The sequence below is a fragment of the Candidatus Cardinium hertigii genome (genome assembly GCF_003788695.1).
This window is the reverse complement of the sequence record NZ_RARA01000024.1, coordinates 66,962-82,170: the sequence shown is the minus strand read 5'-3', so window position 1 is coordinate 82,170 and position 15,209 is coordinate 66,962. Positions and strand designations below refer to the sequence as shown.

The 15,209-nt window shown below is 38.1% G+C and carries 16 protein-coding genes; 3 read left to right on the top strand and 13 right to left on the bottom strand.

Going from position 1 to position 15,209, the window contains the following annotated elements:
- Positions 1 to 46 precede the first annotated feature (46 nt).
- From rplV to rplC, 6 genes are read right to left on the bottom strand one after another with little or no spacing between them, the layout of a single operon-like run.
- A complete protein-coding gene (gene rplV / locus EDM02_RS02795; RefSeq protein WP_123662906.1) occupies positions 47 to 436 on the bottom strand; it encodes a 50S ribosomal protein L22 in 390 nt (129 codons plus the stop codon).
- Between the two features lie 8 nt (positions 437 to 444).
- Positions 445 to 711, bottom strand: coding sequence for a 30S ribosomal protein S19 (gene rpsS / locus EDM02_RS02790; protein ID WP_123662904.1), 267 nt, complete (start codon positions 709 to 711; stop codon positions 445 to 447).
- 6 nt (positions 712 to 717) lie between these two features.
- Positions 718 to 1,551, bottom strand: a complete 834-nt coding sequence (rplB, locus tag EDM02_RS02785; protein WP_123662902.1) for a 50S ribosomal protein L2 — start codon at positions 1,549 to 1,551, stop codon at positions 718 to 720.
- A gap of 49 nt (positions 1,552 to 1,600) precedes the next feature.
- On the bottom strand, positions 1,601 to 1,888 hold the full coding sequence (rplW, locus tag EDM02_RS02780; protein ID WP_123662900.1) for a 50S ribosomal protein L23: 288 nt from the start codon (positions 1,886 to 1,888) through the stop codon (positions 1,601 to 1,603).
- Between the two features lie 32 nt (positions 1,889 to 1,920).
- Positions 1,921 to 2,550 (bottom strand): 50S ribosomal protein L4, encoded by a 630-nt coding sequence (gene rplD / locus EDM02_RS02775; RefSeq protein WP_123662898.1) that lies wholly within the window; start codon positions 2,548 to 2,550, stop codon positions 1,921 to 1,923.
- A gap of 5 nt (positions 2,551 to 2,555) precedes the next feature.
- A complete protein-coding gene (gene rplC / locus EDM02_RS02770; protein ID WP_123662896.1) occupies positions 2,556 to 3,188 on the bottom strand; it encodes a 50S ribosomal protein L3 in 633 nt (210 codons plus the stop codon).
- A gap of 702 nt (positions 3,189 to 3,890) precedes the next feature.
- Here rplC and EDM02_RS02765 point away from each other — a divergent pair.
- Complete coding sequence (locus tag EDM02_RS02765) at positions 3,891 to 4,868, top strand: Rpn family recombination-promoting nuclease/putative transposase (RefSeq protein ID WP_123662895.1); 978 nt, start codon at positions 3,891 to 3,893, stop codon at positions 4,866 to 4,868.
- A gap of 549 nt (positions 4,869 to 5,417) precedes the next feature.
- Here EDM02_RS02765 and EDM02_RS02760 read toward each other — a convergent pair.
- Both EDM02_RS02760 and EDM02_RS06150 read right to left on the bottom strand, forming a co-directional pair.
- Positions 5,418 to 6,011 carry an IS110 family transposase gene (locus tag EDM02_RS02760; RefSeq protein ID WP_123662893.1) on the bottom strand — a complete coding sequence of 198 codons (594 nt, stop codon included), beginning with the start codon at positions 6,009 to 6,011 and terminating at the stop codon, positions 5,418 to 5,420.
- A 64-nt stretch (positions 6,012 to 6,075) separates the two neighbouring features.
- Positions 6,076 to 6,309: an amino acid--tRNA ligase-related protein gene (locus tag EDM02_RS06150; RefSeq protein ID WP_123662890.1), complete on the bottom strand. Its 234-nt coding sequence runs from the start codon at positions 6,307 to 6,309 to the stop codon at positions 6,076 to 6,078.
- Positions 6,310 to 6,346: 37 nt separating this feature from the next.
- Between EDM02_RS06150 and EDM02_RS05665 the strand changes: the two genes are divergently transcribed.
- Positions 6,347 to 6,709, top strand: coding sequence for a FliH/SctL family protein (locus EDM02_RS05665; protein ID WP_184891105.1), 363 nt, complete (start codon positions 6,347 to 6,349; stop codon positions 6,707 to 6,709).
- A 48-nt stretch (positions 6,710 to 6,757) separates the two neighbouring features.
- On the opposite strand, the gene rsmG is transcribed toward EDM02_RS05665, so the two are convergent.
- Positions 6,758 to 7,360 carry a 16S rRNA (guanine(527)-N(7))-methyltransferase RsmG gene (gene rsmG / locus EDM02_RS02745; protein WP_123662888.1) on the bottom strand — a complete coding sequence of 201 codons (603 nt, stop codon included), beginning with the start codon at positions 7,358 to 7,360 and terminating at the stop codon, positions 6,758 to 6,760.
- Positions 7,350 to 7,898, bottom strand: a complete 549-nt coding sequence (hslV, locus tag EDM02_RS02740) for an ATP-dependent protease subunit HslV (RefSeq protein WP_123662886.1) — start codon at positions 7,896 to 7,898, stop codon at positions 7,350 to 7,352. The genes rsmG and hslV overlap by 11 nt, the downstream gene beginning before the upstream one ends.
- An 805-nt stretch (positions 7,899 to 8,703) precedes the next feature.
- On the opposite strand from hslV, the gene tilS reads away from it, so the two are divergent.
- A complete protein-coding gene (gene tilS, locus EDM02_RS02735; RefSeq protein WP_123662884.1) occupies positions 8,704 to 10,041 on the top strand; it encodes a tRNA lysidine(34) synthetase TilS in 1,338 nt (445 codons plus the stop codon).
- A gap of 5 nt (positions 10,042 to 10,046) precedes the next feature.
- Here the strand turns inward: tilS and EDM02_RS02730 are convergent, their stop codons facing one another.
- From EDM02_RS02730 to alaS, 3 genes are all read right to left on the bottom strand, one after another.
- Positions 10,047 to 11,699, bottom strand: a complete 1,653-nt coding sequence (locus tag EDM02_RS02730) for an ABC transporter ATP-binding protein (RefSeq protein ID WP_184891104.1) — start codon at positions 11,697 to 11,699, stop codon at positions 10,047 to 10,049.
- A 407-nt stretch (positions 11,700 to 12,106) separates the two neighbouring features.
- Positions 12,107 to 12,445: a thioredoxin gene (gene trxA, locus EDM02_RS02725; RefSeq protein ID WP_123662881.1), complete on the bottom strand. Its 339-nt coding sequence runs from the start codon at positions 12,443 to 12,445 to the stop codon at positions 12,107 to 12,109.
- A 163-nt stretch (positions 12,446 to 12,608) separates the two neighbouring features.
- Positions 12,609 to 15,209 (bottom strand): alanine--tRNA ligase (gene alaS, locus EDM02_RS02720; RefSeq protein WP_123663042.1); only part of this gene is annotated, 2,601 nt, incomplete at its 5' end.

Below are 15,209 nucleotides of genomic sequence, written 5' to 3'. Positions count from 1 at the left end.
GGTATGATTTATCTATTTATTGTCTATTTATTCGCTTATAATTTTCTTACGCCACTGTATCCGCAACTACCTTATACTTGGCAGTTGCAACACTTGTTGCACTATCTACCACAATACACACATGACTCGATCTTTTTCTAATCTTGTGCGCCACACCCCTTGGGGCGGGCATAATTCTTTTGGCCATTCTCGCCCTATCTACGGTTATGGTCTTTACCACCACCATATGGGCATCGTCCAAAGAATCGGGATTATGGTTTTGCCAATTCGAAATAGCAGAAAGCAAGAGCTTCCTCAACATAACAGAAGACGGCTGTGGTCTTGTTTGCAAAATAGCTAACGACATAGCCACGCTTTTACCTCTAATAAGCGTAGCCAATAGGCTAACCTTACGCGCAGATACAGGTAGTTTTCTTAACCTTGCTATTGCTTCCATAGTTTAAATTATCTTTTTTTAGTCGTATGTCCCCTAAAAGTTCTAGTTAATGCAAATTCACCTAGCTTATGGCCTACCATCGACTCAGTAATAAAAACAGGAATAAATTTATTGCCATTATGAACAGCAAAAGTATGGCCTACAAAATCAGGCGTAATAGTTGACCGCCTAGACCAGGTCCTCAGCACCATTTTCTTACCAGATGTATTAAGCACATCTATTTTACTCTGTAAATGATTCTCTACGTAGGCTCCCTTTTTTATAGATCTACCCATTATTTTTTACTTTTTTTTCTTTTTACTAATGATCAATTTAGTAGAATATTTATGTGTATCCCTTGTTTTCTTACCTTTGGCATATAGTCCCTTAAAGGACCTAGGGTGACCGCCCGAGGCTTTTCCTTCCCCACCACCCATTGGGTGATCAACAGGATTCATGGCAACTGCCCTTACACGCGGCCTTTTACCGAGCCAACGATTGCGACCGGCTTTAGCAATGGTCACATTCCTATGGTCACTATTAGAAACCGATCCAATAGTAGCCATGCAAGTATCTAATACCAAACGTCTTTCACTAGAAGGCAACTTAATCGTAACATACTTTCCGCTTTTAGAAAGTAATTGTGCATAAGACCCAGCACTCCTAGCTAACGCGGCACCACGTCCAGGGGCTAGTTCAATATTATGGATCACCGTACCCAAAGGGATATCTTTCATAGCCATAGCATTACCCAGTTCTATGGGGGCTTTCGGACCTGCTACCACTTTTGCTCCCACTCGAAGCCCTTCTGGAGCTATAATATAAGCTTTTTCTCCATCAACATAATGCAATAATGCAATGTATGCCGTACGCATGGGATCATATTCAATAGAATGCACAAATGCAGGCACTTCTAATTTCCTCCGTTTGAAGTCAATAAGACGAAGACGCCTTTTGTGTCCTCCTCCCCTATGGGGAACGGTAATTCTACCACGATTATTCCGACCTCCTGTACGCTTAGTTTTCACTAAGAGTGTTTTCTCTGGTTTATTAGCAGTAGTAATAGTAGTAGAGAAATTTGACGCTATTCTAAAGCGCTGCCCAGGGGTAATCGGTTTAAGTTTCTTTAATGACATAAATTTCTATAAATCAGCTAACAGTTATAGTTAAACGCATAACGGAAGACTAAATATTACTATAAAAATCTATCATATCTCCCTTTTTTAACGTCACAATCACTTTCTTATAAGAAGGCCTACGTCCTTTTACGGTACATGTTTTCGTAGGAACAGATCTTCTTTTACCAGCATAACGCATAGTATTTAATTTAGTTACGGTCACACCGTAAAAACCTTCGATTTCTTTTTTTATCTCAAATTTATCAGCATGTTCATCCACAATCAAACTATATACACCATATTTATTGAGCGCTGATACTTTTTCTGTTACCAAGGGCCTTTTTAGGATACTCATCTTAATAGTCTTAATTAATAGTCTTAATAGTCTTAGTATGTCAAATGTTTTACCATAGTGGCTATGGCACTCTCAACAATCAAAAGTTTTTGTGCATTCAAAAGATCATACGTATTCATATGATCCGCACAAATAACCTTTGCTGTTTTAATATTTCTACTGGATAGCACAATATTTTTATCTACATAGGGTAATATCAATAACGTTTTTTCATTAAGCACAGACAAATTTTGCAGCAAATCCAGGTAGACCTTGGTTTTGGCCGTATCAAAAGAAAAAGGTTCCAAAACAGCGATATTGTTTGCTATAGCTTTATAAGTAAGGGCCGTTTTTCTTGCTAGTTTTTTTACTTTTCGATTCAATTTGAACCCATAATCTCTTGGTTGTGGACCAAAAATACGCCCCCCTCCCCTGAATATAGGCGATTTGATATCTCCAGCCCTAGCGGTACCAGTACCCTTTTGTCTTTTAATTTTTCTTCTAGAACCACTTACCTCGCCACGTTTTTTTGTTTTATGTGTCCCTTGGCGCTGAGCAGCCAAGATAGATTTGACGTCCAAATAAACGGCATGGTCATTTGGCGTAATACCAAAAATCTCCTCTGGCAACAAAATCGTTCGGCCGGTCTCTTCTCCTGTATATTTTAATACTGATAGGTTCATACTCTTTATTTCTCCAAAATTACATACGCATTATTCGCACCGGGAATTGCGCCACAAATTACGACCAGATCTTTTTCTGGAAAAACCCTCATAATCTTTAGGTTTTTAACCTTTACGTTATGCCCGCCCATTCTTCCAGCCATACGCATTCCCTTGAATACGCGTGATGGATAAGAACAGGCACCAACAGATCCAGGTGCTCTTTCTCGATTATGTTGACCATGTGAACGCCCCCCAACCCCGCTAAAACCATGGCGCTTTACAACGCCTTGAAAGCCCTTGCCTTTGGATGTACCTATAACGTCCACAAATTCACCTTCCACAAAAACATCTTCTACACGAACAACCTGACCCAATGCAACCTGCTGCCATACATCCGCATCATCACATCTGAATTCAACTTGTTTCCGTTTGGGAGTAGTAGAAGCTTTAGTAAAATGACCCATAAGCGACTTGGTTGTGTTTTTTTCTTTTTTATCGTCATAAGCCAGCTGAATAGCCTGGTATCCATCCAGAGAAATGGTCTTGAGCTGCGTAACCACACAAGGTCCTCCTTGGATTACGGTACACGCCTTCTTATGGCCCTTACTATCATATAGACTGGTCATTCCAATCTTTTTTCCTATGATTCCAATCATGATTTAAAATAAAGAAATATATCTTACCGCTACCGTCTCAATCGCTCCAAAATATATCACACCAAACAGAAATAAATATATAACGGAAAAACAAAGATAAAAAAATTAAAATGGCACAACAGATGCTCTTTATAATTCCCATATTATCCAGGATCGAGTGAACCAAAGATAACAAAAATTACTAATAAACGAGCATTCTCCATAAAAAAATAATTTTACATCATACCTTTAAAACACCATTATATAAGAATTCGCGTGCTGCTTCTATATGTATATTTAAAATTATGTATATTTTAAGTTGTCTATTGCAACGGTCTCATTTTTTACAACGTCCTTAGGCTGTCGATTTATTGCAACGGCTTCATAGTATAAACCCATCTGCGGCACATAGATCACATAATTGAACTTGTACCTATTTCTAATTGTTTACGAATACGGATACGCATAGGCCACATGACTGAACGGATACCGTACATTATTGCGCTATTTCTGGATACGAACAAAAAATTTTAAATACGCATAAGCCATACCGTTGAACGGATACAATTTTTGTTTTCTATTGTAACGGCCTCGCAATGATTTGTTTTATCCTACCGCCATACATATGCATAATAAACTGCAATAGGAAAGCATCAACAACTATTTTTTAGTAGCAACCAAATTTATATATTCCTACACTATGCTTCAATATATTAAGCCGCTATGACCAGTAACCTAAAACATGATGCGTTAATCAAGAAAATTTTAACCAACCCAGTAGCTGCACAAGAGTTTTTAGAATACTATTTACCAGCTGATTTTAAGGCCATAGTAGATTTAACAAAAATTACTATAGAAAAAGAATCTTTTGTAGAAGAGGATCTAAGGAGAAAATTAAGTGATCTTGTATTTTCTGTGCAAACCAAAAACCACGATACGGCATTTGTTTATGTATTGATTGAAGCACAAGCTACAGCAGACCATTGGATAGCTTTGCGATTATGGAAGTACATACTTTTATTATGCGAACGACATAAGCAAAAAAAAGATGGGTTACCCTTAATCTGTCCTCTTTTAATCTATCATGGCGCTAAAACATATAATGCACCCAGAAATTTATGGCAATTGTTTAGCCATCCTGAACACGCTAAAAAACTCATGACAGAAGATTATCAGCTGATTGATTTACAAAGCATGCCAGAGGATGAGATCCTAAAGAAAAAACAGCTGGGTATGTTTGAATATATGCTCAAATATATTCATAAACGGGATTTATTAAAAGTATGGGCAGAACTTTTGTCAAAATGCCCATATGCCGTTCTAATAGATAAAGAAAAAAATTATCTTTGTATAAAGACGTTGTTATGGTATACTGATGCGAAGTTACCAGAAGCGCAACAACAAGAATTAGAACGGATCATTTCCAGTCATTTATCTAAAGAAGAAACCGTTACGATCATGCGAACCATTGCGCAAAAATATATTGATGAAGGGATGCAACAAGGGATTATACAAGGTATGGAGAAAGGTATAGAGAAAGGTATGGAGAAAGGTATGGAAAAAGGTATAGAGAAAGGTATGGAGAAAGAAAAAGCTGAAATAGCACAAAAGATGTTAGCTAATAATATGGATCATACCCTTATTGCGCATATTACTGGACTTGATGTCGCTTTTATTCGTACACTTAAACAGCGTTTATAGCGGCTTATTCTCTACAGTAAGTGAGACATAACGAGGCCGTTGCAACAGATCAAGCGTATGTATCCGTTCACTGGCGTGGCAGCCATATTGTATAGATTATAGCAAATGGCTAGTATCCGTTCACTCAATGGCGTCAACTTAAGGTTTAGCTGTTATTGATAACCAAGTAGAATAGGAGGGTAGGCTAATCATGAATTGCCTTAAGTTGACGCCATTGTCCGTTCACTTGCGTGGCAGAAATGTTTTTAATTTAATTATTTAATTACTAAATTATTCGTTACTTTTTTTCTTGATAAAAAAAGTAACCAAAAAAATCAAGCGCTGGTGAACAAAGCTGTTAAAAATTCAGTCTGCAAGCTGAAAATCAGAACTCGCCCAGGCCTACAGCCTTGGGCTCAAACAGGCTGATTTTCTACTAGCTCTCAGACTGAATTTTTCTAATCACAGCTTTGTTCAAGGCGCGTTTTTATGATCTTGCATTATTGTGCTATTTTTAAATACGAACATAAAAAAATACGCATAGGCCACACCACTGAACGGATACAATGGCTAATTAGTTTTATTAGCTAAATCTGGATCTGATTGTATCAGTTGCTTAATATTTTCTTCTACATTTTGAATCTGTTGATCTAAAGAAACAATAGTAGCTTTAATATGTCCTGAAACATTAGCATCTAAGCGCTCTGAACACTTTAATCTATTGGATTCTTGCATTTTAAATGCGATCAAATCATCTAAACGGTCTACCCATTGCTTTACAAGCATTATCTGTTCTGGCGTTGGTTGCCAAAGCCTTGGACACATAACCTGACAAAAAATAGCAATAAGTTTACCATCTGCTTTATCTGTTTTTACCCTAGTGAACTTACTTATACCAAACGCTTTAATGCTAGCTGGATTAACAACGCTTACTTTAAAGCCAAGTTTATAAAGATAAATGGCAAGCTTATTTTCATAACGACCCGTTGATTCCATGCAAGCATGTAGATCTGTTAATTTATTGATTAGTAGCCATGATTGCAGCTCTTCAAAACCTTTCGGGTTGTTAGCAAACTTTCTATTTTTAAACTTATTATCCGTTTTTAGTAAAGCAACATTAAAAGTTGCTTTGGAAACATCTATGCCTAGTATAGGAATATCCATTTTGGTCAATCTTAAAATTATATTTAAATTTATTTGGACAAAAAAGCAGCTTAAAAAAAATAACTTAAGGATATAGCCGCTTAGGATCACGCGGAAAGAGGCTACAATACCGAATATCTGGTACCCCTAAAAACGACCGTAAGATACGTTCCAGGCCCATGCCAGCTCCTGCATGTGGAGGCGTACCATATTTAAATGCATCAAGATAATGCGATATAGTACTTGCATCTATACCCAATTCAATAACCCTTTTAGTTAACCTAGTGTAATCGTGTATNCAAGAATTAGAACGGATCATTTCCAGTCATTTATCTAAAGAAGAAACTGTTACGATTATGCGAACCATTGCGCAAAAATATATTGATGAAGGGATGCAACAAGGGATCATACAAGGTATGGAGAAAGGCATTGAGCAAGGTATTGAGCAAGGCATAGAGCAAGGTATTGAGCAAGGTATTGAGCAAGGTATTGAGCAAGGTATTGAGCAAGGTATTGAGCAAGGTATTGAGCAAGGTATTGAGCAAGGTATTGAGCAAGGTATGGAAAAGGGTATGGAAAAGGGTATGGAAAAGGGTAAAACTGAAAGAAATCTTGAAATAGCAAAAAAGATGTTAGCTCATAATATGGATGCTACCCTTATTGCGCACATTACTGGACTTGATATCTCTTTTATTCGTACACTTAAACAGCGTTTGTAGCGGCTTATTCTCTACAGTAAGTGAAACATAACGGATACTTACCTTAAGCTAACCATGTACCAACCACTTTTCTTTAAAAAATGGTTCTTCAAAAAAGTCCTGGAGTGCATATGTATGCATAGAAGGTAGAATAATAGAAGTCGACCCGGTAAGATATAGGATACCATTATGCAGGCTGTTTTTTTGTTCTTTAGCTATCTTATCTTTTCCCCAACTATAAAATTGCGCCAGATTGGTAACTGCTCTCCCTACCATAAAATCATACGATCCTCTTAACGCTTCTCCCCTGATACAAGAAACGATAATATTCTTTAGTCCCATCTCATTTACAATTTCTTGCACTACTTTTGTTTTTTTTCCTATAGAATCTACTAAATGAAAGTCTACTTCTGGAAACATAATGGCCAAAGGAATACCAGGAAAGCCCCCTCCTGTACCGAAATCTAAGATACGGGTATTGGCACAAAAGGTAATCACCTTTGCAATCGCTAGCGAATGCAAAACATGGTGCAGGTAAAGATGATCTATATCTTTACGAGAAACAAGATTGATTTTTGCATTCCAATAAGCATAAAGATCACCTAAACTATTAAAAAGTGCTATTTGGAGAGGAGAAAGCTCTTTAAAATAATGACATATCTTATTCCTCATTTTTCAGCTCTTCAAAAACAAAATTGTGATTGGTATAGATACAAATATCGGCTGCTATGGTCAAGCTTTCTCGAACCATTTGCATAGCGCTTAAATGTGGAGCATGCCTTACCAATGCGATCGCGGCAGATTGTGCATACATGCTACCTGAACCAATAGCCACTAAAGGGTGATCTGGTTCTAAAACATCTCCCATACCAGAAATAAGCAATAGCTCTTCGCAACTAGCCACTACCAGCATAGCTTCCAATCGTTTAAGCATACGATCTGTACGCCAATCCTTGGCTAGTTCAATGGCCGATCGCTTCATATTGCCTCTATAGTTTTGCAATTTTTCATCAAAACGTTCGAGTATCGTAAAAGCATCAGCAGTAGAGCCAGCAAAACCCGCCAAAATTTTTCCGCCAAAAAGCTTTCTAACCTTTCTAACGTTACTTTTCGCAATGGTATTGCCTAATGTGGCCTGTCCATCCGCACCAATCACCACTTCCCCATGGTGCCGTATGACCAAAACGGTGGTTGACTTTATTGGAAGCATATGGTTTGAACTATTATTTATATGTATTGGATTATACATCATTTACAATGTATCCGTTCACTTGCGTGGTAGCCATATTTTATAGATTATTGATGATTTTATCCATTTTTTTAAAAATTACTTTTTTTAAAGCTACTTTTTTTGCTTGATCAAAAAAAGTAGCCCAAAAAAATCAAGCACTGGTGAACAAAGCTGTTGAAAAGTTCAGGCTGCAAGCTGAAAATCAGAACTCGCTCTATGGTTACTCAATGGATTTGGAAAGCTGGCAAGGCGCGCGAGGGTGAAGCGCACGCAGCATAGCAGAACTATGCGAGTACGCTGAATCCCGAAGCGGAACATAGCCAGCTTTTCAAAGACGAAGAGTAGGCTCAAACAGGCTGATTTTCTACTACCTTGCAGCCTTTCTTTTCTGATCACAGCTTTGTTCAAGGCGCGTTTTTTATAAATTTACATTATTATGCTATTTCTAATGGGTACGAACACGGATATGTATAAGCCACATGACTAAACGGATACTTTACAATTTAGTTAAGTTTTATATCAAGCATCTCGAATGGGCGTTCCATCTACTCTCTTAAAATGGCTACTAACCATGCCTCTACCGTGCCCCGAATAACTTGGCAATAGCCAATATATAGCTAATAGGTCATACTACCTCATATATGCTCTAATATTCGAATATATTTGAATATGTATTTAAAAATACGTATAATTTTGGAACCATATTGTCTCTAATTTTGGAACCATACTGCCTCTGCTACCATGGCCTTATTTTGTCAATCTAGTCAAAAATACTAAAAAAATAATGTTAGCATCTTTTTTATCATTCTTACAAAGTCAACAGCTCATACCGGATCCACAGAAAACAACTTTGCTAGCGGTAAGTGGCGGTGTAGACTCTGTTGTCCTCTGTCACCTTTTTAAACAAGCTAACTTGCCTTTTGCCATAGCTTATTGCAATTTTAATTTACGTGGACAAGAAGTAGAGGAGGAATCCCAATTTGTAAACGATTTAGCGCAACATTATCAGGTACCCTGCTATAGTACACGATTTGAAACCAAATCGTTTGCATCCACCCACAAAGTTTCTATACAAATGGCTGCTAGAACCCTACGCTATCAATACTTTTACACCTTACTAGATAGATATGGATGGGATCGAGTAGCTACTGCACACCACTGGGATGATGCGGTTGAAACGATTGTATTAAATTTTATAAAAGGAACAGGTATCAAAGGGTTTTATAGCATGCTGCCCCTCAATGGCAGATGCATACGGCCGTTGCTTTTTGCCAGAAAAAAAGAGATCATAGCCTATGCCCAACAAGAAAAACGCTCTTGGAGAGAAGATAGCTCTAATACATCTCTGGATTATCAAAGAAATTTTATCCGACACAAAATTATTCCGCTCGTACACCAAATCAATCCAAATTTTGAAGCTACTACGCAAGAGACAGTTGAAAAATTAACAGATGTAGGAAGGGTTTTCCAAGATTATGTGAATAATATTAAAAAGGACATTTGCTTTTTTAAAGGTGATATACATTATATAGCCATTAACCTTATTGCCGCTTTGCCATGGGCAGCCACTGTAGCATTTGAACTGGTACGTTCTTATGGATTTACCTTTAAACAAATCAAAAATTTAATTAACACAAACACCACAACTGGAAAGATTATCTATGCGACTGATTATGCACTCTATATAGATAGAAAAAATTGGCTAATAAGAAAAAAACAGCTAATTGACCAGCTACCTAAGGAGCAAGCAGTAGAAGCAAATACAAGATTATGCTACTGCTACAACCATACTTTCTATTTTCGAAAGTATACAAAGCAAGATTATAGCGTTAAAAAAATAGCCCTTATAGCTGCATTACATTACGATATGCTACAGTTTCCGCTTACCATACGTCCATGGAAGCATGGAGACATTTTTTATCCCCTTGGTATGCAAGGACGCAAAAAAATCAGCGATCTATTGATTGACCTTAAGGTACCCATGGCCATCAAAGAGCAGGTACTAGTAGTCACTAGTAACCATAAGATTGTATGGGTCGTAGGCTATAGAATAGATGAACGCTTTAAAGTAGATGATCATACAGCCACCATATTTGAAATAGCAGTTAGCCTAGCTTTGTAATATTGCTATTGTAACAAATGCACCCCTGCAAACTGTAATTTACACATCAAAGCATAGAGCGGACTAGTCGTTACCAATACGTTATGAGGGCCCTGCGCAACTACTTTGCCTTGTTCAAATACTAAAATGCGATCCATAGAAGACAAAACCGTTAATTTATGGGCAATAATAATAGCAGTTTTACCAATCATAGCCGCAGATAAGCTTTCTTGAATTTCTGTTTCCGTAACGGCATCCAAGGCAGAAGTGGCCTCATCCAATATGAGAATAGGGGCATTTTTTAATATAGCACGTGCAATGGCTATACGCTGGCGCTGGCCACCTGAAAGTTTAGATCCTAGCTCACCGACTAAAGTATGGTATCCTTCTGGTAGGTCCATAATAAAGTCATGACACCGTGCTTTTTTAGCAGATGCAATCACTTCACTATCGGTTGCGTCTTTATATCCATAACGGATATTTTCTAAGATACTATTATGAAACAAAGGTGTATTTTGCGGTATAAGGGAAATAGCAGCACGCAATGATTCTTGTGTAACGGTAGCTATACTCTGACCATCAATAGTAATAACACCTTTATTGATATCAAAAAATCTTAGTAATAGATGTACAAAAGTAGTTTTGCCACTACCAGAGAGGCCAACCAATCCTACTTTCTCACCAGAGGCTATAGAAATATTTTGATTTTCGAATATAGGACTACCAGGCACATAAGAAAAACAGACCTCTTTAAATTCAATAGTGCCTGATTTACAGTTAAGTGTACAAGCATTCGGTAAATCGGTAATAGCATGTTTTTCTTGTAGCAATTTAAAAGCCTGCCTGCAATATCCAATTTCCTCAATAAAATCGGGAAAGTCCGCTACAGAAACCCAAACCAAATTACAAATATTACTACCGGCATAAAAAATGTAGGAAACCTGAGGAAGGGTAAGCTTACCGATTTGCCAATAGTGAATCATGGACAAAATAAGCCCTATGCCCATAAAGCTAATAGAAAGCCCACTGATTATAAAATGTAAGTACATAATCGTTCTTAAAGCCTTTTCATGGGCTTCTTTTTCTGCTGCTTGTGGAGCAGCTAAATGTTCTATTTCTTGATTTTTACGGGAAAAAAGTTTGATACTTAAGATATTGGCAAATCCATCTACGATGCTTCCTGATAAGATACTTCCCTTTTCTGCGTGTAACGCAGCACAATCATTACATTTTTTTGAAAAAAAAAGGTAAGTAGTCGCATGCAATACAAGCCAAATCATCAAAACCGCACCAAAAGCAGGCTGTATGCAAGCAAAAGAAAGTACACCAATCAACATGGTGCAAAATGTAGGTAAAAATGATGAAATGCCAATCATTATAATTTGGCTAATACCGTCTGTTAAATCATTGACGCGCTTAACCAAACCACCGGAAAAATGCTCCGTAAAAAACGCATAGGAATGCCCCTGCAGATAGCGCACTATCCAAGTACGTATGTTTGCCTCAAAAATAGGAATAGTGCTGATTTTTACATAGTCAAATAGACGAAAGAAAATATCTATTAGCACCACCACAGACAATAAAGCTAAAAGGAGCCAACGAAATTTTATCCAAGAACCTGCTCGGTCGTCACCTAATTCCATAAGCCGCTGGAATAGTAGCTCAAAAGTATAGGGCAAAACTAAATTGTCTAGTACAAAGCATATTCGGAAACAAGCCATAGCAAAAAAATGCCATTTGCACTGTTTGACAAAATACCAAACAAAAGTTTTGAGATTTTTGGTAATAGATGGCATGGATGGGAAGACGTAAAAAGCTCATAAAGAGCCTAAACGCTTATTTACAAACAAGTCTAAGTTAAATAAAACTACTTCTTTTAAAGCTACTTTTTTTCCTTGATCAAAAAAGTAGCCAAAAAAAATCAAGCGCTGGTGAACAAAGCTGTTGAAAATTTTAGTCTGAAAGCTGAAAAACGGATACGTAAAAATACGTATTAAAAATAATTTCTACTACCATAGCCTCTAAATACATACTACCAAGTTAATCACGTTAGGAACTTTAAAATAAGCAAATATAGCATACTACGTTAAAATTTCTCCTTAAACAAATATTTATTCAGCGCTAGCTGTATGGTATCTATTGGTACATTTCCAACCAAACGTTCTACTTGTAAAGCTTCATAAAAAATCAATATACTGGGTATGGTTTTAATTTCATATTTAGAAGGGGTTTCCGCATTATCATCTATATTAAGTTTACCTATAATGGCTTTCCCTTTATAAAGGGAAGCAAGCTGCTCCATAACAGGACTAAGTTTTAGGCAAGGTCCACACCAAGGTGCCCAGAAATCAACTAAAACAAGCTCATGCTGTTTAATTATATCATTAAATAAACTGTCTGTAAGTTGTAAAGTACTGCCATCCATAAAGCTTATATAATAATTTAGGTATTAGGTACTGGTAATAATTTCTTACGCAATGGGTAATAATTTCTTACGCAAGAATGGAATTTAAAAAATTCTAAGAATAGAATTTAAAAAATTCTAGTGTAATATACAAAAATCCCATGGGCTAGACAAATACCCATTATTACTCTGTTGAATGGGGCATAGCAAACACTGCTCTTGCTGCTTGCAGCGCCATGGCTATGCCTGCTGGCTTATCGCCTCCAGCTGTCGCAAAAAAAGGCTGCCCTCCTCCTTTTCCTCCAATAAGTGGAGCGATGGTTTGCATAATAGCATGGGCATGGTAAGATGGCAGCAACGCATCTGATACCAGAATAGTTACAACTGCTTTGTTACCCAAATGAGCAGCCAATGCTACAAAAATTTTCTCGTACTGCGCTTTATACTGAAAAGCAATTTGTCTCAATGCATCCGCATAAGGAACTTGCACTTCGTGAATCAAGAGGGAGATATCGCCTAGTTGTTCTACAGACAGTTGTTGGGCTATCTGCCAAATTTCTTTTGCTTGATACGCCATTAGTTGTTGCTGTAACTGTTTTTTCTCCTTGATCAAGGTTTCTACCGCCTTCACCAAATCTTTCGGTTGTTTGAGCAAAGCAGCTACGGTTGTTAAGGTATCCAATTTTTTTGCTACAAAATGCTCTGCTCTACTGGCCGTTACAGCTTCTATTCTGCGCACACCTGTACCTATAGCGGTTTGGCTTACGATCTTAAACCATCCGATTTGGCCTGTAGATTTTACGTGCGTGCCACCGCAAAGTTCTATAGAAAAATTTTCATCAAAAGTAATGACCCGTACTTCTGATCCATATTTTTCACCAAATAGCGCTTGCGCGCCCATTTTTTTAGCTTCCCCTAGCGGGACGGTACGCTGCTCCAAACAGACTATATTAGCCCTAATTTTTGTATTAACAATAGCTTCCACTGTGTGCAATTGCGTAACAGATAGGTTAGTTGGGTGGGCAAAATCAAACCGTAAGCAAGTGGACGTAACCAAGGAACCTTTTTGGGCTACATGGGAGCCAAGCACCTCTTTTAAGGCTGCTTGTAAAAGATGGGTAGCCGTGTGGTTTATAGCCGCCGATGTTCGTTTTATTTCATCTACACGAACCTCTACCGGCCCCTCTAATGGAGTAGGTAATTGCAGCACGGTATGGACAATAAGGCCATATTCTTTTTGCACATCTACAACAGCAATAGACCCATTTTCAGATAAAATCACACCACTATCTGCTACTTGCCCTCCTCCTTCGGGATAAAAAGGGGTGGTTTCCAATACCAATTGATATCGCATACCTTGTTTATCGGTAATAGTACGCCATTGTACAATAGAAGTAGTCACGACCAGATGATCAAATCCTACAAAACGTGTAGGGGTATCTGGTTTGAGCAGTTGCCAATCACCATAACGAGTAACCGCATCTTTTTGAGAACGCAATTTTTGCTTCTGAAGTGCCTGTTGAAAGCCTTCTTCATCTACGGTTAGACCTTTCTCTTTGGCAATCAACATCGTTAGGTCTAAAGGAAATCCATGGGTATCGTAGAGTTCAAAAGCTACCTGGCCCTCTATTACCCCCTGGTTAACCTGATGGGGATCTAGGCAGTTCAAAAGCTGCAATCCCATAGCTAAGGTCTTTACAAAGGCTTTTTCTTCTCCTTGGATAACTTGTTCAATATAGCCTTGCTGCGTACGCAGGTTTGGATAAAAATTTTCTACCTGTGCTACCAAAACAGCTACCAATTGGTATATAAAGGGCCCTTCTATATGTAAATAGCTATAGCCATATTGCATAGCTCTACGCAAAATACGGCGTACTACATAACCTGCTTTGTTATGAGCAGGAGGCTGTCCATCGGCAATAGCAAAGGCCACTGCACGTACATGGTCTGCAATGACCCGCATGGCCATAGCAATAGCTGCACTTTGGTTATATTTTTTTCCTGAAATCCATTCTATTTTTTCTATTAGGGGCATAAAAACATCGGTATCATAGGTAGATGATTTGCCTTGTAATACCATAGCCAATCGCTCAAACCCCATTCCGGTATCGATATGCTGCTTAGGAAGGTCAACCAGCTTACCTGAAGCTTGTCGATTGTATTGCATAAAAACCAAATTCCAAATTTCTATAACGTGGGGATGGCCTCTATTTACCAGCCCTGTGGCGGGGATAGCTTTTTGTTCTGCCTCAGGGCGTATATCTATATGCACTTCTGAACAGGGCCCACAGGGGCCCTGTTCACCCATTTCCCAAAAATTATCTTTTTTAGCGAAAGAAAGAATATGTGCTGCAGGGAGATAATGGGCCCAGCAAGCAGCTGCTTCGGAATCGTACGGCAAGCCATCTTGGCTATCGCCAGCAAAGACCGTTACATAGATCCTATCTTTAGGCAATTTATAAACGCCTGTAAGGAGTTCCCATGCCCACTGAATGGCTGCGTGTTTAGAATAATCTCCAAAAGACCAATTACCCAACATTTCGAAGAGGGTATGGTGATAGGTATCTATGCCAACCGCTTCCAGGTCATTATGTTTACCAGAAACACGCAGGCAAGGCTGTACACTTACTAAACGTGGATGGGTAATGGATTGGTTTCCTAAGATAATATCCTTAAAAGGATTCATGCCTGCATTGACAAAAAGCAAAGAAGGATCTTCTTTATTTACAATGGGAACAGCTGCCACATGTTGGTGGCTGTTTTGTATAAAAAATTGGACAAACTT

Coding starts and splice junctions, on each gene's coding strand:
- EDM02_RS05665 (WP_184891105.1), top strand. CDS start 6,347: ATGCGAACCATTGCGCAAAAATATATTGATGAAGGGATGCAACAAGGG.
- EDM02_RS02765 (WP_123662895.1), top strand. CDS start 3,891: ATGACCAGTAACCTAAAACATGATGCGTTAATCAAGAAAATTTTAACC.
- trxA (WP_123662881.1), bottom strand. CDS start 12,445: ATGGATGGCAGTACTTTACAACTTACAGACAGTTTATTTAATGATATA.
- tilS (WP_123662884.1), top strand. CDS start 8,704: ATGTTAGCATCTTTTTTATCATTCTTACAAAGTCAACAGCTCATACCG.
- hslV (WP_123662886.1), bottom strand. CDS start 7,898: ATGCTTCCAATAAAGTCAACCACCGTTTTGGTCATACGGCACCATGGG.
- EDM02_RS02760 (WP_123662893.1), bottom strand. CDS start 6,011: ATGGATATTCCTATACTAGGCATAGATGTTTCCAAAGCAACTTTTAAT.
- rsmG (WP_123662888.1), bottom strand. CDS start 7,360: ATGAGGAATAAGATATGTCATTATTTTAAAGAGCTTTCTCCTCTCCAA.
- rplD (WP_123662898.1), bottom strand. CDS start 2,550: ATGAACCTATCAGTATTAAAATATACAGGAGAAGAGACCGGCCGAACG.
- rpsS (WP_123662904.1), bottom strand. CDS start 711: ATGGGTAGATCTATAAAAAAGGGAGCCTACGTAGAGAATCATTTACAG.
- rplW (WP_123662900.1), bottom strand. CDS start 1,888: ATGAGTATCCTAAAAAGGCCCTTGGTAACAGAAAAAGTATCAGCGCTC.
- rplC (WP_123662896.1), bottom strand. CDS start 3,188: ATGATTGGAATCATAGGAAAAAAGATTGGAATGACCAGTCTATATGAT.
- rplB (WP_123662902.1), bottom strand. CDS start 1,551: ATGTCATTAAAGAAACTTAAACCGATTACCCCTGGGCAGCGCTTTAGA.
- rplV (WP_123662906.1), bottom strand. CDS start 436: ATGGAAGCAATAGCAAGGTTAAGAAAACTACCTGTATCTGCGCGTAAG.